The sequence below is a fragment of the Enterobacter sp. SA187 genome (assembly GCF_001888805.2).
Taxonomy (GTDB): Bacteria; Pseudomonadota; Gammaproteobacteria; order Enterobacterales; family Enterobacteriaceae; genus Enterobacter_D.
Window position 1 is genome coordinate 2,101,148 of the sequence record NZ_CP019113.1, and the last position, 23,397, is coordinate 2,124,544.

The window sequence follows — 23,397 nt, forward strand, 5'->3', positions numbered from 1 at the left end:
ATGGTCACGGTTTTGAGAAGATTACAATAGGATTAAGAGGGTTTAGTTGCATGCGGTCATTAAGAACGCATAGTCATCTGGTAAGAGCTAACGTGCTGGTTGTTTTTTGATCAAGTTAGAGTGAGAAAACTAAAATTGGGGGTACTATTGGGGGTATCATATGATTTTTTATTGATATTAATCTTTTGTATCAATAGGTTATTGTTTATGTATTGTTCCTATTATCGCACCAATCATCACGCGGGTTCACGCGGTATTGACCAGTTCAGCAAAAGCGCCTTGTGCCATATTTGTACCATTCCCCGCCAGAAATGAGTCAAATTGCATCGCATGTTGCGTCAGGTGATTCGGTGCCAGGTGCGCATAACCTGGTACAAATAGATAGGCTTTATGAATGTAATTCATAAAGCCTGCTTCGGATCTTACAAAGGATGAGTCGGTCGTTAAGCATGCGACAGGTCTATTAACCTTTGCGCCGCCTGTAAGTCTGCCAGGGTATCGATATCGTGGGTGATACCGTAATCCGACAGGAAAATATCTTTAACCTCTCCCCGTTGTCGTGCGCGTCTCACTATTTCTTTTGCTCCCATATTTCCGGAAAGGGCGCTTAATTCAGCACGGTATTTGTGCCAGAATCCGACCGGATGACCCGGATTACGCTGGTAGTGAGGCACCACAATCGAATTTTCTTCGAGCTCCGCGGCGACGCGTTGCAATGATGAAGGCTGAATTAAGGGAAGGTCGGCTGGCAGAATTAGCCATCCCGGAGCCTCTGGCGTGGCGTGAATGCCAAGAGAAATAGACTCGCCCATGCCGCGCGTGCCACCTTCAGGGCAGACCAGATGCCATTTCAGCTTCGCGTTTTCGACGGCTTCCAGCACATGTTCTAAAACCGGCTTGCCGTTAAGCTGTGCGGCTAGTTTATGGGTGCTACCCCCTGAAGTAAGAAAGCGCTCCCCACGCCCGGCTGCGAGGATCAGGACGACGGGGGCAGGCATGAATCCTCCTTCTGATGGAGACGTACAGAGGCGATCTCTGCCAGCACGGAGAGTGCCAGAGTATGCGCATCCCGGGCTTTTGGGAATATCCCGACAGGCGCTCTGATTCGCTCTGTCTCCTCCTTACACCACCCCAGCTCGTGGAGCTTTTGCAGACGCAAAGTGTGCGTTCGAAAACTGCCCAACGCGCCGAGATAAAAGGGTTTTGCCTCGCGCGCGGCCTGCAGTACTGGCAGCTCCCGGTTGAGATCATGGCATAGCAAAACTACCGCCGTGTCAGTATCTATCTTAGCGCTGGCTGAGGCCGGAAAACGGTCAAAGATATGGCTGTCATAGCCAGTTGCCGCCGCAAGGCAGGCGGTTGCCTGTGCTTCAAGAGAACTTCCGTAAATCATCAGCCTTACGCAAGGCCTGAACCCTACCTCAAAGCCATTGAGATTCCAGCCCGTTCGGGTTTGCGCGGGCAGGCACACCAGCGATTGTGCTTGCGGATCGTAGCGCAGCCCCGCCGGTTTTCTTTGTTCCAGACGGTTCAGCACGGCAAGAAGGGGCCGTGGTGAGCGCAGTTTATGGAGCGTCAGAGTGATCCCGCCACCGCAGGGCAGAATAATGTCGAACCATGGCGAACCCTCTCCGTAGCGAATGTCGCGATCGCGGCCTGAGACCATCACCTCCAGTGCTTCAAAAGCAGTGGCGGCTTCCACGCAACCGCCGGAGACAAAACCGCAGTAGCGGCCATCTTCGCGCACCACCATCTGCGCCCCGAGTGGTCGCGCCGCGCCGCCGCGTATCTCAACCAGCGTCACTAACACCGCCGCTTTACCGGCCATCAGCGCTTCCACCGCAAAACGCAGAATGGTCACGGGGTCATCGGTAAGAAACGCCAGTTCCGGCTTATGCAAGCGCTCGTCTATATCAAAAAGCGAGTATGACATTGCTCCTCCTTAAACCACATCCGGCAGCTTATCGAGCAGCTTATCCAGGGTGATGGGGTAATCCCGTACCCGGACACCAGTGGCGTTGTAAACCGCATTGGCGATAGCCGCGCCCACGCCGCACAGGCCGAGCTCACCCACGCCTTTGGCTTTCATCGGGGAGGAAATGGGGTCGGTATCATCCAGGAAAATGACCTCCTGTAACGGAATATCCGCATGGACCGGCACCTCATATCCCGCCATATCGTGATTAACGAAGTATCCCAGACGAGTATCCACGGCCAGCTCCTCCATCAGTGCCGCGCCCATACCCATGGTCATTGCGCCAATGACCTGACTGCGGGCGGTTTTAGGATTCAGAATGCGCCCTGCGGCACACACCGCAAGCATGCGATGAACACGGATCTCGCCCGTTGCGCTGTGCACACCGACTTCAACAAAATGTCCGGCAAAGGTCGACTGCTGGTACTTCTCGCTGAGCGTCCCGAATTCAATACTCTCTTCTGCTGTCAGCCTGCCGCCAGACGTAGCCTCACGCAGCGCAGCGCTGCGCGTACCGCTGATAATTTTGCCGTCGGTAAACTGCGACTGCTCAGGATCAAACCCGACGGCTGAGGCAATCATCTCACGAAGCTTCACGCAGGCGGCGTACACGCCGGAGGTGGAGGTATTCGCGCCCCATTGCCCGCCAGACCCCGCAGAAACCGGGAAACTGGAATCACCGAGGTGAACAGTAACCTGCTCCAGCGGTACACCAAGCATTTCCGCCGCCGTCTGGGCCAGAATGGTGTAGCTACCGGTGCCAATGTCGGTCATGTCCGTTTCCACGATAACGGTGCCGTTTTGCTCGAGGTGAACCCGCGCGCCGGATTTTTCGAGCAGATTATTGCGAAAGCCCGCCGCGACGCCGACACCGATCAGCCACTCACCATCGCGCACCTGCCCGGGTGTGGCATTGCGCTGCTTCCAGCCAAATTTATCCGCCCCGGTGCGTAAGCACTCGATAAGCTGACGGCGCGAGAAGCGGCGTGTCGGATTGGCGGGATCAACCTGAGTGTCATTCAGAATGCGAAACTCGACAGGATCGATGCCTGCTTTTTCCGCCAGTTCATCTATCGCGATTTCGAGTGCCATTAATCCGGGGGCTTCGCCGGGTGCACGCATGGCGTTCCCTTCCGGCAAATCGAGCGTGGCGAGCCGCAGGCCGGTATGACGATTCGCCCCCGCGTAGAGAAATTCGCTTTGCTGCACCGCCGTTTCCGGCGTGCCGCCGGGCAGATTGCCAGACCAGCTTTCATGGGAGATAGCGGTGATTTTTCCGCTTTGGTCGGCACCGATACGCAGGTGCTGAAGGGTCGCGGGACGGTGAGTGGTGTTATTGGGAATGACGGGGCGGGGGAGCATCACTTTAACCGGGCGTTTTACCGCACGGGCGGCGAGGGCCGCCAGCAGCGCATCGCTTCTCAGGAACAGCTTGCCGCCAAACCCACCGCCGATGTACGGGGAGATAATTCGCACATTCTCCACGGGCACTTTCAGCGTTTTCGCCAGATCGGTGCGGCACCAGTCAATCATCTGGTTTGAGGTCCATACTATGACCTTATTGCCCTCCCAGATGGCCATCGAGGCGTGCGGCTCCATCGCCATATGGCTCTGATCCGGGGTGGTGTAGGTGGCATCAATTCTCACCGCTGCGGAGGAGAACGCGCCGTCAAAGTCACCGACGTTCTTGTCAGGCGTATCTTCCGGTGGCTGACTGACAGTCGGTTTCTCATCCGCAAGAGAATAAGCCCCTCTTTCGCGGCGATAGTGCCCCTGTACCAGCGAGGCCGCCGCCCGCGCCTGTTCGAATGTTTCTGCCACCACCAGAGCAATGGCCTGATGGTAATGCTCAATCGTGGGGCCGCCCAGCAGTCTGGCGGTGTTTTTGTCCCCTTTGCCGAGTGCCCCGGCGTTATCGGCGGTGATGACTGCCAGCACGCCTGGCGCTTTTTGCGCGGCGTCTATATCAAGGGCGGTAAGCCGGCCTTTAGCAATGGCGGAACCGACGATATAGCCATAGGCGGCGTTGGGCGCTATTTCGTGCCATTCGTAGGCGTAACGTGCCGTACCGGTCGTTTTCAGCGCGCCATCGATGCGGTCATGAGGACGACCGATAACCTTCAACTGATCAATCGGGTTTTCCCCGGCAGGTTTATCAAATTTCATGCCTGAGCCCTCGCTTCTGTCATTACGGAGGCAAGCGTTCGCTTCGCCAGCAGGAGTTTGAAGGTGTTTTCAGCGGTGGGATGTGCGCTGGCAAACAGCGTGTCATACACGGCCTGCGCCCCGAGGGGCATTTGCGCGTCCGCAGCCTCAACGCGCCAGGGCTTATGCGCCACTCCGCCCAGCGCGACGCGTCCACTGCCGTCTGGCTGGATGATTGCCGCGACTGACACCAGAGCAAAAGCGTAGGAGGCGCGATCGCGCACCTTGCGGTAGAAATGTGCCCCGCCGACAGGCGGTGGCAACGTTACCGCGACGATAAGCTCGCCGGGTAGCAGAGCGGTTTCAATATGAGGTGTTTTCTCCGGCGGCCGATAAAAATCAGCCAGCGCGATACTGCGCGCCTTTCCATCCGGTGTGATGGTTTCCACCACCGCATCCAGCAACCGCATCGCGACCGCCATATCGCTCGGATGAGTGGCAATGCAGGCTTCGCTTATGCCCACTACGGCGTGCTGACGGCTAAAGCCTTCAAGCGCCGAGCAGCCGCTGCCGGGCAGGCGTTTATTGCAGGGCTGATTGGTATCGTAAAAGTAGGGGCAGCGCGTGCGCTGAAGCAGATTACCTGCGGTGGTAGCCTGGTTACGTAACTGGCCGGAAGCGCCAGCGAGAAGGGCGCGGGAGAGTACGGCATAATGCTGCCGCACGTGCTGGTGGGCTGCCAAATCGGTGTTCCGCACTAATGCGCCGATGCGCAGGCCGCCCGCGTCGGTTGCCTCAATCTTATCCAGCCCCAGCCCGTTTACATCGATAAGATGGGTAGGTGTTTCAATTTCCAGCTTCATCAGGTCCAGCAGATTGGTGCCACCCGCGATAAATTTTGCGCCGGGAACACGCTGAGCGCTGAGCGCCGCCTCAGCCGGGGTATTCACTCGTTCATAGGTAAATGCCTTCATGATTTTACCTCCCCCGCAGCGTCTTCGATGGCAGCAAGGATGTTGGCGTACGCGCCACAGCGACAGAGGTTGCCGCTCATACGTTCACGGATCTCATCGGCTGTCATTTCAGGCGGGGAAACCAGGTCGCGGGTGACGTGGCTTGGAATGCCGTCCTTAATCTCTTTCAGCACTGCCACCGATGAGCAAATTTGCCCGGAGGTGCAGTAGCCGCACTGAAAGCCATCATGCCGGATGAAGGCCACCTGCATGGGATGAAGATGGTCTGGCGAACCCAGACCTTCAATGGTGGTGATCTCCGACCCCTGATGCATGACTGCAAGCGTCAGGCAGGCATTCAGCCTGCGACCGTTGACCAGTACGGTACAGGCTCCGCACTGTCCGTGATCGCAACCTTTCTTGGTGCCGGTCAAATGCAGATTTTCCCGCAGCGCGTCCAGCAGCGTGGTCCGGGTATCCACCTCCAGCTGCTCGCTTTTACCGTTCACTTTTAATATGAGGGGCATTATTTCAGGGGCCGGAGTTGCAGCCGGAACGCTGGCTGCAAGCGTTGAATGAGGATAAACGACAGCTGTTGCCGCCGTCGCGGCACTGACTTTGATTAGGTCGCGACGGGTCAGACTCAAATCGTGCGGTTCATGATTGCCAACCCGATTATCTTCGGGGTATTCGCCGTGGTTGCTCATGCCAGGCCTCCGGTATGCAAAAGGGGAAATAAGAGTGCGTTGCGAGAATGCTGTTCGTTTTTTTAAACGTTAAGCATAGTCGGCGAGAGCAAAAAGAATATTCTTAAAACGCGAATGCCGTTATGTGTGGCCTGCATAGCAGAAACGCATCATCAGCCTTAAAAAAGCTATTTTTGTACAACAAAGTTACGCCGTCTGTGTCGGGATAATAAGTAGCCATTAAATCGCTTTGTATGGAACCTTTCCCGACAGGAATGTGGATATGTTAAAAAATACTCAGACACGTGCGTTTCATGTTATGGCAAAACCGTCTGGTTCTGTCTGTAATCTTAATTGCAGTTACTGCTTTTATCTTGAAAAGGAAGTTTACTATCAACAACATAATATAATGAGCGATAACGTTCTTGAGACGTATGTGCGAAGTTATATTGAATCGACGTATCCTGAAGATGAAGTCGCCTTTACCTGGCAGGGCGGAGAGCCTGCGTTAGCCGGGCTTGAATTTTATCAAAAAGCGGTCTCGCTACAGGATAAATACGGGGCCGGTCGGAAAATATCTAACAGTTTTCAGACCAACGGGATTTTACTAAACGATGCGTGGTGTCAGTTTTTTTCTGATAACGATTTTTTGATTGGCCTTTCGCTGGATGGTCCGGCAGCGATCCACGATAAGTATCGTCTTACTAAAAGCGGTAAACCCACCCATCATCGGGTTATGCGGGCGCTCGCCCTGCTGCAAAAGTACAAGGTAAAATACAACGTACTGACATGCGTAAATCGCCATAGCGCTCAGTACCCGCTGGAGATTTATCATTTTTTGCGTGACGCCGGGGTAGAGTTTATTCAGTTTATCCCGGTCGTGGAACGACTGGCGGATGATGACGCCCTGCAAGCCGGGCTAAAATTACATGCTCCCGGCGGGGATGGAAGCCGCGTGACGCCCTGGACGGTATTGCCTGCCGATTATGGTCATTTTCTTGTTAACGTATTCGAAGAGTGGCGTAAGCGGGATGTCGGCAGCATTTTTGTCATGAATATCGAATGGGCGTTTGCCCGCTTTATCAATGCCCCCGGCGCGGTGTGCCACCATCAGCCCACTTGCGGGCGCTCGGTTATTGTTGAGCACAACGGCGATATTTATACCTGCGACCACTATGTCTATCCGCAACACCGGTTAGGCAATATTATGGGGGCAACCCTGGCGGAGATGATCGATTCAGCGGGCCAGGTAAAATTTGGTACTGATAAATATAACTCGCTGCCACGCCAGTGCCGTCAATGCAGGGTGTTACAGGCCTGTCAGGGGGGGTGCCCGAAGCATCGCTTTATGCGCAGCAAAGAAGGCGAACCCGGACTCAATTATTTATGCGAGGGCTTTCAGCTTTATTTTAATCATTTGCCGCGCTGGTTAAAGGCGATGACCGATCTTATCGCCAGTGGTCGGCCAGTGAGCGATATAATGCATGCGGATCTCATTCACATTAACAGCGCATCAAAGAAATGAAAATAAAAAACGGCCATACCAGATGGCCGTTTTGCGCAAAGCTTACAAATGAATCTGTACTGAAGGCGGGTACTTATTGAGGATGTTGTTATAGTTTTTGATTTCTTCCTGCAGGATTATCCCGACAGGAATATGGCGAATGCCAATACTCTCATCTTCCTGTGGATTGGTATACAGATTAAAGATCATTGATCCCGCTGTCTTACTGATAGATCCTGTAAACCCTCCCTGATAGCCTTTACTGGTGAAAGCATAAGGTTGCTGGATCAGCGTATGGTATTTAAATTCATCAACCCGTACGGCGGAAAGCTGACCGTTTAAGAAGTAATGCTCAGCCCGACGATTAGATTGCCCTGTATTTCCAACAAACCAGGATGCCTGATTAACCCCATCGATAAAGGTACTTTTGGGAACCAGTTTCGCAAGTTCAGCGCCCGATTTTCCCGCCAGGGCAAGGCTGGTGGGGAAGATATCAGTCAGATCAAATAAGCCATCTGATTTGCGGGGCTGTATCATGCCTTTCCAGTAAACAAAAGTGGGAACACGGACGCCGCCTTCCCATGTCGATCCTTTTGATCCGCGGAAGGGTGTCCGACCATAGGGGGCGACTTCGGCTTCCGGGCCATTATCAGAAGTAAAGACAATCAGTGTATTATCCAGTTGGTTGGTTTCTTCCAGTGACTTGTAGAGTCGGTTAAAGACATCGTTCATTTCAACCATACAGTCGCTAAATGACGTTTTTGCCGGAGAACGACCGGCGTAGTACGCATTCGGGTAATTATCGAAATGGCAGCCGCGGGTGCCGTAGTAAAGAAAGAAAGGCTTATCGCTCTTCTGCATCGTACGGATAAAATCTGCACCATACTGCGACCAGCGTTGATCTAAATCTTCCATATATTTGGGAGTGATCTCCGCAACTTCATTAAATGTTCCGCTACGCGTCGCATGAATATCGCTCTTATTAAACGGCAGATTTTTTATATATTCCTGGCGGGAGGGGCTAAGGGCTATCTCTGGGTTAACATTGGCGTCCCGCCATTCTGTATACATATCTGAAACGGAGAGGAAGCCACGGAAATCATCGAAGCCAACGTTCTGAGGTTGAGACTCTTTATTTTCTCCTATATGCCATTTACCAATAGCCTGAGTGACATAGCCTTGATCGTGTAGCAGCTGGGGTAATGTGGTGAAGCCTTGTAATCCTCCTTTCTGACCGTACATAGGGGGCACCAGAATGCCATGGTGGGCTGAGTATTGCCCGGTCATGATAGAGGCTCTTGTCGGCGATGAGCTGGGCTGCGAATAAGCGGATGTTAAAATAAGCCCCTGTTCCGCGACCCTGTCTATATCCGGCGTCGGGTTACCTACTGCCACGCCGCCACCATTAAAACCGACATCCATCCAGCCTACATCATCCATGATAAAAACCAGAATATTAGGTTTTTTACCCGTTTTCTTTTCTAATTCTGCAAGTTTTTGTGCCGTTTCCTTTTCCTGCCCGGCGTTATAGATCACCGGCATCATATTATCGGCCAGAGTAGTGGTTTTAGTGACCATATACTGCCCGGGCGTGTCATAGCCTTTATAGGCCTCAGTCGGTTGACCATTCGCGGCATTAACCATAAACGGGATAGCAAGTGTAATAGCCGACGCGACTGTTTTCATCATAAATAACTTATTCATAGGGTACTCCATGTTAAAGGCGATTAAATAAAAGCTCGACAGGCTTTTTTATTAACGGCCGAAGGTAATGTTCAATCCTGTAAAGAGAGTAAATTGCGGCTCATATTCCCCATTATGTGCCACGGTCCACTGAGGTTCGATAAAGGTATTGATTATGTTACTGCCTGATTTCCATGCCCGACCAATACCAAAGCCAACGGGCAGATAGTAATCATCGTTTTGCACGTTATAAGTCATTATCCCTGACGAGCGCAGATACCATCCTTGGGGAAGATTATGGAAAACAAAAGGTTGTAATGTGAGAGTCTCAACGTTGGTCCGATCTTTATCACCCGCGAAACTTTTCTGCCATTGCAATAATCCACCAAACAGACCGCTGCCGGAATCCTGTACGACAACAGCGGAAAAGCCTGCCAGCCATTTACCGGAGCCTGTTTCGTCCTGTGAGGCTGAATCCAATGTTAATAAGGGGCCGACACCGAGTTTAACGCCTTTTTGCTTAAGCAAAAGAATGTCAAAAATATTAATATCGCCGATGCCGGTATTATATCCGCCGGAAATTTGCGGTCGTGTGACAACCGGTACTGACATTCTGAAAATTTGGGGCACAGGGATCAATCCCGGCGCTATGGGGATCGTCCCGCGCAGGAAGAAATCATCAGTATGTTGTTCGCTGCCATAGAGTTCAGGGGTGTAATAATTATGAAAAGCCAGGGCGAAAGCCGGATGCAGCGGGTTATTAGATTGATTCGCAACACTGGCACTCTCACCCCATGCATAACAGGATAATGCCAGCAGACTCCCTGCCCAGAAAAGCCTGGAGTGATGAGTAAAAGCGATCATTTTTTCGCGTCCTTTTACCAGGCGTACTGTAAGCGGAACGTCCAGCCATCGACGTCAGCAGAATATTCCCGATGCTCAACAATATTGCTGTATGCCACCATGCCGCCAAACTGCGGGGATAACTGAAATCCTATCGATGTACCGAGCATGACGTTGTTATTCCGGTCGTCCTGCACTACCCCATTGATTTTCGTTTCACCGCCACCGGCCCAGGAACTATCCAGAGAGATCCATAATTCCGGGGAGAGGGTATAACTCACATGCCCTTCAGCAGCATAGGATGGTCGTTGTGACAGTGTGTTATTACCTGAATAATCGTCATTGTCGGTGTAAAACGTCGCCCAGGTATTCAGTTCCAGCCAGACAGGGCCTATCGGATAACCGGACGCTAACTCCGGTTTAAACACCCAGCGATTAGCGCCAGCATTTAAGACGTTATTACTGTCATACTGACCATCCGGCACCGTAAGCCAGAATGCACCGGTTAAAAAGGGCTCTGGCGTCCATTTTCGAAACTCACTTTTGGATAAAGACGGGCCGCCAAAGATGTTATGCGCAAATACAATCTGGGTATCGCCGGGGTTTTCATTGATAAAACTTCCGGGGAAGCGGGCGTTGTCCGGCGTGGCCGACAGCCGGGTATAAGGCTGAACAATCTGTATAGCCGACGTGCGCCCGTCAATCGCAAAGGTATAGCCATAACGGAAGAGAAAGGTGTCAGCATCAATATTGATGCCGGGAGCATCAACGTTCATTGGCGCATAATAGCCAAACACAATATTGAGATCGTTCGGTAAGTTCATCCAGTCACGGGCATTGTCAGCAGACGCGCCCGCGGATACGCATAAAAAAAGGATGCAGGCATAAGAAAGCCTGTTACAGCATTTTCTCGCCTGGTGTATGCAATGCGTTATGTTCATAAGCAATCCCTGTAGACACATGATGTGCACAGGAACATAAACGCAATAAAATCGTACAGGTGGATATTATAAAAACAGAAATAACCTAACGCTGAACGTCACTTTCTCATAACGCATGGATAATTCAAGCTTTTTTTTTGTGCGGGATATTTTTATTGTTTCAGTATCAGGTAAACCAACAAAAAATTACAAGCGGAAATAAAATTATCAACTGGTAATATAAGTAATCATTTCATTATTAATTTTCCGCAGATTAAGCAAGGATCATCAAGTAATAATTAAATCGCTTTTTAATAAAACTGTCTGACTGCGGGGTGTAACAGGTTCGCCTGATGATGTTACTTCTCACCGGCGAACCTGCGGCTTCACCAGCCGGTCACAACATTCCGTACAGCAGCGCCGAGACGGTCAGCACACCACCCGTTAACACAATCAGCGGCGTAACCCCGCGCAGGGGACGCAGTGCATCGCGGGTATAAATCAGAAAGACCGGGATCAGGAACAGGAAGATAGCAATCATTGGCCCGCAGACGGTTTCAATAAGATTGATCACATTCGGGTTCACATAGACCACGGCAAACGACACGGCGAACATCAGCAGAAACGCGATTGTTTTGCCTTTGCTCTCGGTTACGCCGGTTGTTTCAGTAACCAGATCGGCGAAGGTTTCGGCAACCGGCAGGCAAATCCCTAAAAAGGATTTTGTCATGCCGATAATGGCGATCAGCGGAGCAGCATAAAAAAGTAATCCTGAGCGTCCTTCTCCTTCCATTACCGATAAGACGTTAAGGTTCTGCGCTTTCGCGGCGACAAAGGTGTTATGGGGAATGCTCAGGATACAACTCAATACAAAGAATATAATGCTGAAGAAGATCAGCGTATAGGCAAGGCGCACAACCCGCACCGCTTTATTTTCGCCGCCGTTATGCTTTTCGCGATAATGCGCCGCCAGGGGGGAAATCAACGGCGTGGAGCAAAAAGCGAAAGTGATCAGCGGCAGCGTAAGCCAGAGGTTTTTTATCGTCTCACCGGTTGCCACATTATTGGTGGCGCTCAGCGCCGCAGTGAAATGATCCAGCTGCCAGTGAGGGATCTGGATTGCCGCGATAATCACCACCGTCAGGGCAAAGGGCAGCGCGAGAGTGCTTAAAATGCTGACCACTTTCTCACGTCCTTTACTCAACACCATAAACAGACCCGCGACGATAATAAATGCCAGCCATGCGCGGCTCATTATCGTAATATGAAGATGATCGTTCAGGAGATTATCCAGCGCGTTTACCAGCGATACCGCGTAAACCAGCGTGACAGGAAAATGCGCCAGACAAAAATAAACCCGTACCGCCTTTTGTCCTTTCGCGCCGAAGAAAGTGCCAAACATCGGCAGGGATTTATCTGCCGTCTGGTGATCGCGCATAAACACGCGGCAAATCAGCACGTGCGGTACTATCGACAGCGGGAAGGCGAGAAGCAGAAGCATAAAGAACACCAGCGGCCCACGCGTACCTATTTCTACGGGCAGAAACAACGTCCCCGCGCCAACGGTGGCACCGTAAACACCGAGCATCCAGATGGTATCTCTGAATTTCCATCGAGGTCGGGAAGTGGCAATGTTTTCTACAATTTGCGTAGTCATAGTGTCATCTTTCATTAAAGGTTATTCAGAATGAGCTTAAGCGTGGCTGATGTATATATGGGTGGCCAGCAGTAAATGGAAATTTTAGTTAACAACCAAAGGCAATTGTTAAATTATTCCTTTGGAAGCTAGGATCCATTCTGAAAAAACGCTTCAATTTAAATAATCACCTGCTATTTAATTATCATATTCGCAGGGCGATGGAAAGGGAATTTGTCTGGCATCAATTGCGGGACGCCGTATGTACTAAAAAATCGGCTGAATGTTACAGTTTTAAATAATTCTGCAACATTCACTGGTGCATTACACTAACAATGTTTTTTAGCGGTTAATTATCGCGGGTGCGATGTAAACGAAGTTAACTAAAGTTAAACTGATAATATGTTAAGCAGCATTAATACTTGATCCAATGTCGGCTGTGCGTTATTTTTTGTTGCCGGGTGCATCCAATGTGCCGTCATTCCTTATTAATAACGATTTAATTTTATGAAAAAGACGCTTTTAACTTTGGCTATTTTATTGCCTGTGGGAAACGCGTATGCGCATGATAATTGTGCTGCGCTGGATAACTGGCAGTCGGAATGCAGCGCCGCAGAGCAGGCGGTAGAGGATAAAATAAACCAGACGCAACAAAATGGTATAGACAGCTGGTTAAACGATATTAACAACGAAGCGGATCGCCTTGGCGTCCATTTTGACAGCCCCGAAGAGGTTAATTACTGGAACGAGCATCATTACATTACGTGGGGCGACACCAGCGTATCCGATGATTTACTTGCTCAGTTGCATGATAGTATTACGGGGCATCACGACACCAGTAATCCCGATAATAACGGCAGCGATAATAACGGCGATAACAATAATAATAACGCCGATAACAATAATAACCCCGACAATACCGACAACCCTAATACTGACCCGGCGGATAACGGCGATACCTCACTGGCTTCGGTGATCGGTTACGCGGATGCCGTTTCCGATCACGCCGAAGCCGCCGCAGAAGGGCACGCCGATGACGCCGCCGCCGCAGCTGAAAAGCACGCCGACGCTCATGCGGACAGCGCCGCAGCTCACGCCAGAGCGCAGGCTAACACCTATACCGATGAACAGTTTGCCGCTGCGGAAGCCTACGCCAGAGTGCTGGCGGAATCCTCCGCGCGTTATGTTGATCAGGGCGTGCAGGATGCAAAACGCTATACCGATCGCGTCGCTAAAGGTTTGCAAAAGCAAATTGATCGCAATAACAAAGCGATTAAACGCCTCGGTGCCAGCGCGCAGGCCACCGCTAACCTCCATTACAACGCCAACCGCAATGGCTATGCCGTATCAGTAGGTGATTATCGCGGCGAAACCGCGCTGGCGGGCGGTTTGCAGTTCAGAGCGGGTAATCACAGTGCCGTTACGGTGCAGGGCAGTTATGACGCTGAAGCCTTTGGCGGCAGCGTCGGTTTACATGGAGACTGGTAACAGATGTCACCTTACATGAAGCTTTTTCTTTATCTGCTTATCGTTGGCTGGGGATTGTTTGAGGGCGTACGAAATAACCCTGATAAATAACCTCCCTGGAATTTACTCACCCGCATAATGTTCATGGCGGGCCATCAGTATCCTCATCAGTGAGATGAGGATACTGACCTCATTTGCAGTGCTGCCTGATGTCAATCACTATCCACAATCACCCAACATAAAATCTGCGAAACTAGACATTTGTCGACTTTTCATCTTAAAGTCGGGATTCTGCTGTCAGACAACGCTGGTGTTCAGTTAACAAATGGTTAAATAATATTTTGCCGGGTGTAAATGACCGACCTAAAACCTCCATGGTCGGCGTACATCCGGTGTTTGCAGTCGCTACGACACACCTCTTTGGGAGAATTTATGCATTCCTCTGTTAATAAAAACGAAAGCCGGACTTTCTTCGGGCATCCTTATCCACTTGGCTCGCTGTTCTTCACGGAAATGTGGGAACGATTCTCCTTTTACGGCATTCGCCCGCTGCTGATTTTGTTTATGGCTGCCACCGTTTACGATGGCGGTATGGGGCTGGCACGTGAAAATGCCTCGGCCATTGTGGGGATCTTTGCCGGTAGTATGTATCTTGCCGCGCTGCCGGGCGGCTGGCTGGCCGACAACTGGCTTGGCCAGCAGAGGGCGGTGTGGTACGGCTCAATTTTGATTGCTCTGGGCCACCTCTCCATCGCGCTGTCGGCCATGATGGGCAACAGCATGTTTTTTATTGGCCTGATGTTTATCGTCCTTGGCTCCGGGCTGTTCAAAACCTGTATTTCGGTGATGGTCGGTACGCTGTATAAAAAGGGCGATGCGCGTCGTGATGGCGGCTTCTCGCTGTTTTATATGGGCATCAACATGGGATCCTTTATCGCGCCGCTGATTTCTGGTTGGCTGATTAAATCCCACGGCTGGCACTGGGGCTTTGGCATTGGTGGCATCGGCATGCTGGTGGCGCTGGTTATCTTCCGCCTGTTTGCCGTACCGGCCATGAAACGCTACGACAGCGAAGTGGGTCTTGATTCCACCTGGAACAACCCGGTGGCGAAGAAAAACGGCGTCGGCGGCTGGCTGCTCGGCCTGGCGGCAGGCGTGGCGATTGTCGTGGCGCTTATCGCGCAGGGCGTGATTGTGATTAACCCGGTCGCTGTCGCCAGCGTGCTGGTATACGTCATTGCCGCCTCGGTAGCCCTCTACTTTATCTGGCTGTTTGTCTTTGCCGGGCTTAACCGTAAAGAGCGCGCCAGACTGCTGGTGTGCTTTATCCTGCTGGTTTCCGCCGCCTTCTTCTGGTCGGCTTTCGAACAGAAACCGACGTCATTTAACCTGTTCGCTAATGACTATACCAATCGTATGATCGGTGATTTTGAGATCCCTGCGGTGTGGTTCCAGTCCATTAATGCGCTGTTCATTATCATTCTGGCGCCGGTGTTCAGCTGGGCATGGCCGATGCTGGCGCGTAAAAATGTGCGCATGAGCAGTATGACCAAATTTGTGATCGGCATTTTGTGCGCTGCGGGCGGCTTTGGGCTGATGATGCTGGCGGCGCAGAACGTGCTGGCGAACGGCGGGGCAGGCGTATCGCCATTCTGGCTGGTGGGCAGCATCCTGATGCTGACCCTCGGCGAGCTGTGCTTAAGCCCGATTGGTCTGGCGACCATGACGCTGCTGGCGCCGGAAAGAATGCGTGGTCAGATGATGGGGCTGTGGTTCTGCGCCAGTGCGCTGGGCAACCTGGCGGCGGGTCTGATTGGCGGTCATGTGAAGGCGGATCAGCTGGATATGCTGCCGGATCTGTTCGCGCGCTGCTCTATTGCGCTGTTGATTTGCGCGGCGGTGCTGACCCTGCTTATCGTTCCGGTGCGTCGTATGCTGGAAAATGCCCAGGTGAAAACTGAAGCAAAACCGGTTGCTGATGCCTGAGTGATATAACAACGCTATGGCAGGTGTAAGCCTGCCTTAGCGTCTTGCCGTATCAGGCATAGCGACCAAAGACATGATAAAGACCCGTCAGGTTATTGACTGCAAATTTATGATAAATGTTGCGACGATGGTGGCTCACCGTTTTGCCGCTGACGTCCAGATAACGTGAGATTTCCTTATTATTTCGCCCTGAAATAATGTAGGGCAATAAATCACTTTCCCGCTTCGTCAGGTTCTTCTCTTTTTCAATATGATACAGCCGCCTGTTTTTGGTGACGATAATATGCTGATTGCCGGAGGCAAAATCCTTCAGGCACGCCTTTAATTTGCGGATGGCACTGACGCAATCAATTGAGTAATCGGAAACGGTATTGATAAGAATATTTTCAATGGTGTTTTCGAAGCAGCTTTCACGCGTAATAAATATAAAATAACTATCTGGATACTTATTCTTAACAACCAGCAGATCGATGAGTTGCTGAATGTCTGACTGCCCATAATCCACCACTATCGCTTTTGTTTGACTAAGTATTTTCTTGGTGAATGTATTAATGGTATCGCTGTACATCACCCGTGAAAAGGATTTGCACTCGGTAAGTAGTTGACGGGAAAGCTCATGAAACCCTTCACGAAAGAAGCTGCATGACGTTATTACAGCGATCATTATCCATAACCTTTATTAAAAATATTCATGGTGGCAATAATTACCTGTGACGGCAATAAAAGGCAATTAAGAAATAGGATTTGGATTATAAGAAAACTCTTACCAAAAAAGAAGCATATCGTGCGGCGACATTATTTTTATTACGATGGTGCTTAATAACTGTATAAAAAACAGATGGCTATATTTTTCTTTAAGATAAATCGTATTAGGGCAGCAACTGTCTGAATGGATCGCGAACTTTCCTCTGATATGTTTGGAGTCGTAACAAAATGTGAACTCATTAATTAAAGTACAGGCCCGCTGTCGGTAACGGGAACGCCGTAAACAAATCGCGGCGCATTACCTTAAATAAGGCTGAATACTTAAGGAGTATGGTATGGAGAAGAATTTCCGCATCACCCGCATTGCCAGAAGTGTAGGGCTGGTATTAGGTGGCAGTCTTATCGTTCCTCACCTCAGCGCTGCAAATACCTGTGTCCCTTTTAGCGCCGGAACCTGCGGGCTTAAGGAGTTGCAGGTCACTACCAGCCTTAATCCAAAACCGACAGCCTGGTATTTTACCAGCCCAACCCAGGATGCCGCCATTAACGGCGATGCGGCCGCGAAAAGCATCTATTTCGCCAGCGGTACCTCGTCACGTGGCGATAATGACATTCAAAACCTGTTGGTTGATGGCGCGAAATTAGATAACGCTTATATTAACGCCAGTAAAAAAGGCACCGCCAGTATTACGCTGGCGAATAACGCGTCCGTGGACTGGCTGGAGGCTGGCGGCGGCACCACGCATTTACAGATAAAAGTCGATCGCTCCACCGTGAACGGCGCGCAGGCGGACGTGGACTACGATAAGAACGGCAAAACCCCTGCCAGTAAAAACTATGCCAGAGGATCGGCGCTCTACCTCAGTACCACCGATAACGGTAATCAAAAAATCGATATTGTTAACGGCAGCGTGCTGAACGGCAGAGTGTTAACCGGCGGTGGCGGTATTCATGAAATAAATATCGAAGAGAGCCAGTTGAATAAGGGCGGCGTGGTGATCTCCGGTAGCCGCAATAACAATACCATCGCGTTGAAAAATAGCCGTATTGATACCGCCGGCGCGGTGGTGCCAACGGATAAAGCGCTGCACATTACCAGCTTCGCCACCACGGAAATCCAGAACGACATTGCGCTGGAAAACAGCCAGCTTAACGGCAGCATTTCGGTCACCAACCCGAAAACCGGTTTAAATACCCTGACGCTGAACGGCAGTACCGTGACGAAAACCACTAATGCCAATGGCGATGCGATTATCGTGAACGGCGGCACCTCCACCCGTCTGGCGGCGGCGTCCAGCACAATTAATGGCAATATCGCGCTGACCAGCAGCGATCGTGTGCAGGTTGATCTGCAAAACGCTCAGCTTAACGGCAATATGACGCTCGGCAACGCCAGCGGTATTGATGTAAAACTCAGTAATAATGCGCATATCACCGGCGATGTGATCCTCGCGGGTGACACTGTGCAGAGCGCGAACGTGCTGCTCGACAATGCCGTTATCGACGGTCACCTCTACGGCAGCGTCAACAGCGCCCTGACGCTGGCCCGCTCGATGACCCGTCTGGATGGCAGTAAATTCAGCAATATCAGTAAGCTGAATATTATCGGCCAGACCGCGATACAGGGCGGCTTTACCGACGGTAACGTCGGCCAGGCGTTGCAGGTGAACGGCGGCAAAGTGACCGCCCCCGTCGATCTGAGCCTGGGAAAACTGACGTTCAGTGCGGCGCAGATTATGGCGGATACGCTCTCCCTGCGCGATGGCGCCTCGCTTGAGCTGACTAACAAGAGCCTGCTGCAAACCCGGTCAGCACAGCTTTTTAATCAGGACGCCAGCACTGATACCACTGGCGGATTTAACGCTACCGGATCGCGCATCCGCATTAATGACAGCACCCTGGTGTTAACCGACAGCACCTATCAGCTCGGCTACGTGAAGTCGATAAACCAGCTGCTGGAAGGCCACACCAATGGCGCGCTGGTGATGACCGGACAACTGGTCAACGGCGATACGGCCGTGGGCACCGTCACTATCGCCGACGCCGCGGTTGCCGGGGCGGTACTTTCAGAGGTGCAGGTCACGGCGGATAAAAACCATCTGGTGATAGGCGCGTCCGGCGCGCCGCTGCCGGAGGATGCCATCGGCGTGGAAAACAGTTTCGGCGCCGCGCAGCTGGTGCTGGAAGGCACGCAGGATGCAGAGGTTGAAATCACCGGCGGCCAGTCGCTGACGCTGACCGGGGCGATGGGCGGCGCGCTGATTGGCGTCGCCGGGGCGCCTGAGGCAAATGTGAATATCAACGTCAGCAACGGCGCGCTGAACCTCGGCGCCAGGGCCACCGGTAACACCAGCGGCACGCTGCATGGCAATATCAGCGTGGGCAGCGACAGCCAGATGAACGTGGTCGCCGGACACCACAGCGTGACCTCCGGCAACAGCGAAGCGGCCATTGTCAGCAGCGGTACGGTGAATATCTATCAGAACGCTATTTTTGACGCCGACCTGGCGTTGCAGGATGAGGCGCAACTGAACGTTCAGGGGGCGCTTAATGCGGAGCATCTGATCGCAGGGCAGGACGCCATGATCACAGTCGGCAATCTCACCGCCGCGGGATCGCTGGTGATCGGCGATGCGGATCTGCAGGGCGCGCGGATGTTTATCGACCCGGCGTGGAAGAGCGGCGCAACCCTGAAAGACGCCTCGCAGGTGGTGATGGCCGGTCGCGAGGTGAATGGTCGCCTGACCACCGGGCAGAATGCCCTGCTGGTGCTGGGGGACACGTCCAGCGCAGCTGCGCTGCAACACTTCGCCGACAGCGGGCTTCGCTGGGGCAAAGAGAGTATTACCGCGGCACTGGCGATTGGCGCACCGCAAACGCTGGCGGCAGGAACGGGCGGTCTGCGTATTGATGGCTCGCTGACCAGCGCATCGGCTTCCCGTGACGCCACGGTGAACCACGCTGAATTTGGCGAACATTCGCTGCTGATGGTGAACGCTTCCGCCGCCGCAGGGCACGGGGCGCTGAACGCCACTGACGGCACGTTAAAAGTGGCAGACTCGGCCGCGCTTTATATCGCCGACGCCAGAGCCAATAAAACCTATACCATTGCGAACGGTTTCAGTGACATCCAGCGGGAAGGGCAGGGCTGGCAGGGGGCGAACCTGGTGGTGAACAAGCTGCTTGACGCCACCACACAGGAAAATAACGGCGCGGTAACGGTCACCACCTCCGCCAAAGCGTCGCAGGTGGTCCTGCCGGGCGTGGCGATCGGTAATGCGCTCAACAGCATGATCAGCAGCGGGTCGAACTCGCTGGCCAGTCCGCACGCCAGTATTCGCCTGCTGTCGACCGCCATTGAAGATCCCAAAGTGCACAACAGCGAGGTGATCAAAACCCTCAACAGCGTGGCGCAACTGGCTATTGCGGGCGGGGTGCAGAGCAGCACGCTGGCGACCGGGATGGCCGCTGCCGGGGCGATTCAGGACAGGCTGTCGGTCACCGGTAACGGGCTGCAAGCGGATAAGGATGCCAGCGTCTGGGTGCAGGCGCTGTATGGCAACCAGCGCAACCGCGATTTGCACGCCTCGCGCATGACCTACGGCTATGACACCGACTTCACCGGCCTGATAGTGGGCAGCGATATGGCTTATGACAGCGCGCTGGGGGCGATGCGCAGCGGCGGCGCGGTTCATGCCGGTAACGGTGAAACCGACTCCACCGGTGACTTCAACGCCACCAGTAATGACTTCAGCTTCTGGGGCGTCGCGCTGTATCAGAACTGGGCGAGTCAGGGCGCGAACGTCACTGCGGACATCGGCTACAGCGAAAACCGTAACGACCTTGAACAGCGTATTCCGGCATGGACAAATCTGGATGGCAAAGTGAAGGGCTCGGTGGATTCGCATTTGTTCACCGTCGGCATCACTGGTGAATATCGGATTAACACGCCGCTGGTGGAGATTGTCCCGCACGCGGGCGCTCGCTTCAACCAACTGACCACCCGCGGGTTCGATACTAACGGCAGCCGTCGCGACAGCCTGTTCATAACGGATCAAACGCGTCAGGATATCTGGCAGTTCCCGGCGGGTGTGAAGTTTACTAAAGCCTTCGCGCTGGATGCGGGCTGGGATCTGCGCGCCCGGGCTGATGTCGGAGTGATTGCTGTCGCAGGCGACACGCGCACGCAGAGCAGAGTCTCCGCACCTGGGATCCAGGCTTCTGACGTGATTGCCGCCGATGTGGTCGACAACACCGCGTTCAACGGACAACTGGGCGTGAAGCTGCACAAAGGCAACATGGCCTTCGGTGTTGGCTACAACATCACGGCGTCTGAACACAGCACCGGTCAGACGATAGGCGCAACCTATAAACTTTCCTTCTGATAACATGAGGATCGCGGGCGTCAGGCCCGCGATTTTTTTAGCTTAAATCATGCAGGGCTTTATCGAGCGGCGGCGTAAGCGTTATCTCCGGAAACTCCACCGCCAGCCCGCGCCGTTCAGGCGTACAGCACATCACGCCCACTTTCGCCGGGCCACGCGGAAACCAGCCTAAACGCAGCAGCGGCCAGTGCTGGCCATCGGTGGAATACTGTAGCCGCAGACTGTCGCCTTTACGCGTTAGCCGCAGCCAGAAAATGCGCGGATCGCCCGGAAAAATCCCCGTCGCCCAGTCTGAATTCTCCCGCGTCAGCACGCTGCCGATAGCCGGCGCGCCATCGTTATACTCAATGCCGGCTTTTAACCAGTAGTGCTCGTCGATCATCAGCATGATCCCCGCCTGGTCGTACAGCGTGTTGAAATCGGCGCATACCTTTACCTGGAAGGTAAAGTCATCGGCGACCTCTGTTGCGAAAATATGCCCGGAAAAGCGCTCAAAGCCATACCAGGTTTTTTGCCAGAAGTCTGTCTTTTCGTCGGTAATAACCTGTAATTTACCGTTTTCGTAATGCCACTGTGCGGGTTCATTGATCCAGTTAAAATTTACTGACATGCAGCCTCCAGCGTCGTCAGGATGAAGTCTCAGTGTAGAATCTTTCATACAAAACAGCCTATGGCGTACGCACCATTTCATACTGGGCAATCACCATTTCCTTAAAGCCCGCCCCTTCAAACAATGAAGAAAAAGCGGACGGAACGGCGACGGGCGTTCCAATCCCAGGATATTGCGCGTTGATTTTTTGCAATAGCTGGCGGGCAAGGCCCTGACGGCGGTGCGCGGGATCCACGAAAAGATAGCGCAGCTGCGGCGTGGCTGTCAGCGTGGCGATCACCCCCCAGGCGTGCTCGCCATCTTTCACCACCCGACACGGCAGCGACGGGAAGCAGAGCGGATCGAGCTGCCAGGGCGTATTTTCAGCCGGGCCGCGATAAATCGCGCACAGCAGGCCATCCAGCGAGTCGTCTGCCAGTTCAGTCCTGGGTTCGACAAGCTTGCCCTGATAGCCGCACAGTTCGCGCGCGACGCAAAATCCCAGCGATTGATACAGCGCAATGGCAGGCCTGTTCTCGCGGATCACCTCAAGCGACAGAGAGGTGACCTCTGTTAGCCCGGCAAATAACACGCTCAGCATCGGTTTGGTCAGCCCTTTACCGCGCCAGCCAGGCTGGATCGCAAAGGCCGCCAGCCGCGCGCGGTTGCCCCGCCGCGTAATAAGCGCGATCGCCACAGGCTCGTTATCCGCAAACCAGACGCAGGAATCTGCAAAGCTCAGCCCCTCGGCAATAAAGCGGGCGGCAAAGTGCTCTGGCGTTAGCGTAAAAGGAACAAAATAATCCTGAAAACAGCGCCCGAGAATATCCGTCAGCTCAGTGATGCTGAGCGCGTAAGCGGGTACGGCGGTAAAAGGCATCGCATCTCTCCATGAACAAATGAGTCACTTATTCTACAGGGTAACGCCGACGGTTACTGTTGGGTTGACGGCAAAAGGCAGCTACACTCAGTTTGCAGATAACATTGCGCATGTTGCGCGCTTTTGCCAGAGGATATGACAATGCACCACACGATGAAAAACGATCCTGAAGATACGTCAAAAGAAGAAACCCAGGGTTCCGGCCTGTTGCAGCAAAAAATGCTCGCCTCCCGCTCGATCATTATTTCCGGTGAGATCAACCAGACGCTGGCCGAAAAAGTAGTGACGCAGCTGATCCTGTTGCAAAGCATCAACAATGATCCGATTAAGCTTTATATCAACAGCCAGGGCGGTCATGTTGAAGCGGGCGATACCATCCACGACTTTATCAAATTCATTCGTCCGGAAGTGCATGTCATTGGTACCGGCTGGGTCGCCAGCGCCGGGATCACCATTTACCTGGCAGCGAAAAAAGAGCACCGCTATTCTCTGCCAAATACCCGTTTTATGATCCATCAGCCGTTAGGCGGCGTGCGTGGTCAGGCAACGGATATTGAAATTGAAGCGCGTGAAATTATTCGCATGCAGGAAAGGGTTAACAAGCTGATTGCCGACGCGACCGGGCAGCCGCTGGAAAAAGTGAAAAAAGATTCAGACCGTAACTACTGGATGTCACCGGAGCAGGCGCTGGATTACGGCGTCGTCGGTAAATTAATTCAGCACTATGACGATTTAAACCTCGACTAAGCCTGTATTGCGCGCATAAAAAAAGCTCCCTCGGGAGCTTTTTTGTCTGGCGGCGCCAGGACAGGCTCGCTGACTTATTTTGTCAGTTCAGCGGTCATGTGCACGTTATTACTGACGTTAGCTTCAGTAATTTTATAGGATGCGCCAGCTTTCTCTGCTTTTGCGGCAATCTGCGCTTCAGCGGCGTCCAGCGTGGAGGCAGAAGCGGTAACGGATTGTGCGAAAGCGCCGAAAGACATCAGGGACAGAGCGGCTACAGCGGCCAGGGTTTTAACGTTTTTCATGATAATTCC

Annotated in this window: 19 protein-coding genes; 5 read left to right on the forward strand and 14 right to left on the reverse strand. The window is 52.8% G+C overall.

Going from position 1 to position 23,397, the window contains the following annotated elements:
• Positions 1–246: 246 nt before the first annotated feature.
• From BMF08_RS09985 to paoA, 6 genes are read right to left on the reverse strand one after another with little or no spacing between them, the layout of a single operon-like run.
• Positions 247–405, reverse strand: coding sequence for a hypothetical protein (locus BMF08_RS09985; RefSeq protein ID WP_234007220.1), 159 nt, complete (start codon positions 403–405; stop codon positions 247–249).
• A gap of 38 nt (positions 406–443) precedes the next feature.
• Complete coding sequence (locus BMF08_RS09990; RefSeq protein WP_072567447.1) at positions 444–998, reverse strand: nucleotidyltransferase family protein; 555 nt, start codon at positions 996–998, stop codon at positions 444–446.
• Positions 977–1,933: an XdhC family protein gene (locus tag BMF08_RS09995; RefSeq protein ID WP_072567448.1), complete on the reverse strand. Its 957-nt coding sequence runs from the start codon at positions 1,931–1,933 to the stop codon at positions 977–979. Before BMF08_RS09995 ends, BMF08_RS09990 begins: the two co-directional genes overlap by 22 nt.
• 9 nt (positions 1,934–1,942) lie before the next feature.
• Positions 1,943–4,141 (reverse strand): aldehyde oxidoreductase molybdenum-binding subunit PaoC, encoded by a 2,199-nt coding sequence (gene paoC, locus BMF08_RS10000; RefSeq protein ID WP_072567449.1) that lies wholly within the window; start codon positions 4,139–4,141, stop codon positions 1,943–1,945.
• Positions 4,138–5,094 carry an FAD binding domain-containing protein gene (locus tag BMF08_RS10005; RefSeq protein ID WP_072567450.1) on the reverse strand — a complete coding sequence of 319 codons (957 nt, stop codon included), beginning with the start codon at positions 5,092–5,094 and terminating at the stop codon, positions 4,138–4,140. Before BMF08_RS10005 ends, paoC begins: the two co-directional genes overlap by 4 nt.
• Positions 5,091–5,780, reverse strand: coding sequence for an aldehyde dehydrogenase iron-sulfur subunit PaoA (paoA, locus tag BMF08_RS10010; protein ID WP_072567451.1), 690 nt, complete (start codon positions 5,778–5,780; stop codon positions 5,091–5,093). The genes BMF08_RS10005 and paoA overlap by 4 nt, the downstream gene beginning before the upstream one ends.
• 262 nt (positions 5,781–6,042) lie before the next feature.
• Between paoA and BMF08_RS10015 the strand changes: the two genes are divergently transcribed.
• The gene (locus BMF08_RS10015) at positions 6,043–7,284 is read left to right on the forward strand and encodes an anaerobic sulfatase maturase (RefSeq protein ID WP_072567452.1); all 1,242 of its coding nucleotides are present in this window, start codon (positions 6,043–6,045) and stop codon (positions 7,282–7,284) included.
• Positions 7,285–7,326: 42 nt separating this feature from the next.
• Here the strand turns inward: BMF08_RS10015 and BMF08_RS10020 are convergent, their stop codons facing one another.
• The 4 genes from BMF08_RS10020 to BMF08_RS10035 all read right to left on the reverse strand — a co-directional run bounded on the left by BMF08_RS10020 (position 7,327) and on the right by BMF08_RS10035 (position 12,297).
• Positions 7,327–8,967: a sulfatase-like hydrolase/transferase gene (locus BMF08_RS10020; protein ID WP_072567453.1), complete on the reverse strand. Its 1,641-nt coding sequence runs from the start codon at positions 8,965–8,967 to the stop codon at positions 7,327–7,329.
• A 51-nt stretch (positions 8,968–9,018) separates the two neighbouring features.
• Positions 9,019–9,810 (reverse strand): hypothetical protein, encoded by a 792-nt coding sequence (locus BMF08_RS10025; protein WP_072567454.1) that lies wholly within the window; start codon positions 9,808–9,810, stop codon positions 9,019–9,021.
• A 14-nt stretch (positions 9,811–9,824) separates the two neighbouring features.
• Positions 9,825–10,613 (reverse strand): transporter, encoded by a 789-nt coding sequence (locus BMF08_RS10030; RefSeq protein ID WP_199775955.1) that lies wholly within the window; start codon positions 10,611–10,613, stop codon positions 9,825–9,827.
• A 493-nt stretch (positions 10,614–11,106) separates the two neighbouring features.
• Complete coding sequence (locus BMF08_RS10035; protein WP_072567456.1) at positions 11,107–12,297, reverse strand: amino acid permease; 1,191 nt, start codon at positions 12,295–12,297, stop codon at positions 11,107–11,109.
• A 555-nt stretch (positions 12,298–12,852) separates the two neighbouring features.
• Between BMF08_RS10035 and BMF08_RS10040 the strand changes: the two genes are divergently transcribed.
• Positions 12,853–13,833, forward strand: a complete 981-nt coding sequence (locus BMF08_RS10040) for a YadA C-terminal domain-containing protein (protein ID WP_072567457.1) — start codon at positions 12,853–12,855, stop codon at positions 13,831–13,833.
• A gap of 411 nt (positions 13,834–14,244) precedes the next feature.
• Positions 14,245–15,798: a peptide MFS transporter gene (locus tag BMF08_RS10045; RefSeq protein WP_072567458.1), complete on the forward strand. Its 1,554-nt coding sequence runs from the start codon at positions 14,245–14,247 to the stop codon at positions 15,796–15,798.
• 52 nt (positions 15,799–15,850) lie between these two features.
• On the opposite strand, the gene BMF08_RS10050 is transcribed toward BMF08_RS10045, so the two are convergent.
• Positions 15,851–16,462, reverse strand: coding sequence for a response regulator transcription factor (locus BMF08_RS10050; protein ID WP_072567459.1), 612 nt, complete (start codon positions 16,460–16,462; stop codon positions 15,851–15,853).
• 376 nt (positions 16,463–16,838) lie between these two features.
• Here BMF08_RS10050 and BMF08_RS10055 point away from each other — a divergent pair, with 376 nt between their 5' ends.
• On the forward strand, positions 16,839–20,888 hold the full coding sequence (locus tag BMF08_RS10055) for an autotransporter outer membrane beta-barrel domain-containing protein (RefSeq protein ID WP_072567460.1): 4,050 nt from the start codon (positions 16,839–16,841) through the stop codon (positions 20,886–20,888).
• A 37-nt stretch (positions 20,889–20,925) separates the two neighbouring features.
• Here the strand turns inward: BMF08_RS10055 and BMF08_RS10060 are convergent, their stop codons facing one another.
• Complete coding sequence (locus BMF08_RS10060) at positions 20,926–21,498, reverse strand: DUF1349 domain-containing protein (RefSeq protein ID WP_072567461.1); 573 nt, start codon at positions 21,496–21,498, stop codon at positions 20,926–20,928.
• A 58-nt stretch (positions 21,499–21,556) separates the two neighbouring features.
• The gene (locus BMF08_RS10065) at positions 21,557–22,357 is read right to left on the reverse strand and encodes a GNAT family N-acetyltransferase (RefSeq protein ID WP_072567462.1); all 801 of its coding nucleotides are present in this window, start codon (positions 22,355–22,357) and stop codon (positions 21,557–21,559) included.
• Between the two features lie 141 nt (positions 22,358–22,498).
• Between BMF08_RS10065 and BMF08_RS10070 the strand changes: the two genes are divergently transcribed.
• Entirely contained in the window at positions 22,499–23,104 is a 606-nt protein-coding gene (locus BMF08_RS10070) for an ATP-dependent Clp protease proteolytic subunit (protein ID WP_072567463.1), read from the forward strand.
• A gap of 74 nt (positions 23,105–23,178) precedes the next feature.
• Here BMF08_RS10070 and BMF08_RS10075 read toward each other — a convergent pair whose 3' ends face one another.
• Positions 23,179–23,388, reverse strand: a complete 210-nt coding sequence (locus BMF08_RS10075; RefSeq protein WP_072567464.1) for a YdgH/BhsA/McbA-like domain containing protein — start codon at positions 23,386–23,388, stop codon at positions 23,179–23,181.
• Between the last annotated feature and the right edge of the window lie 9 nt (positions 23,389–23,397).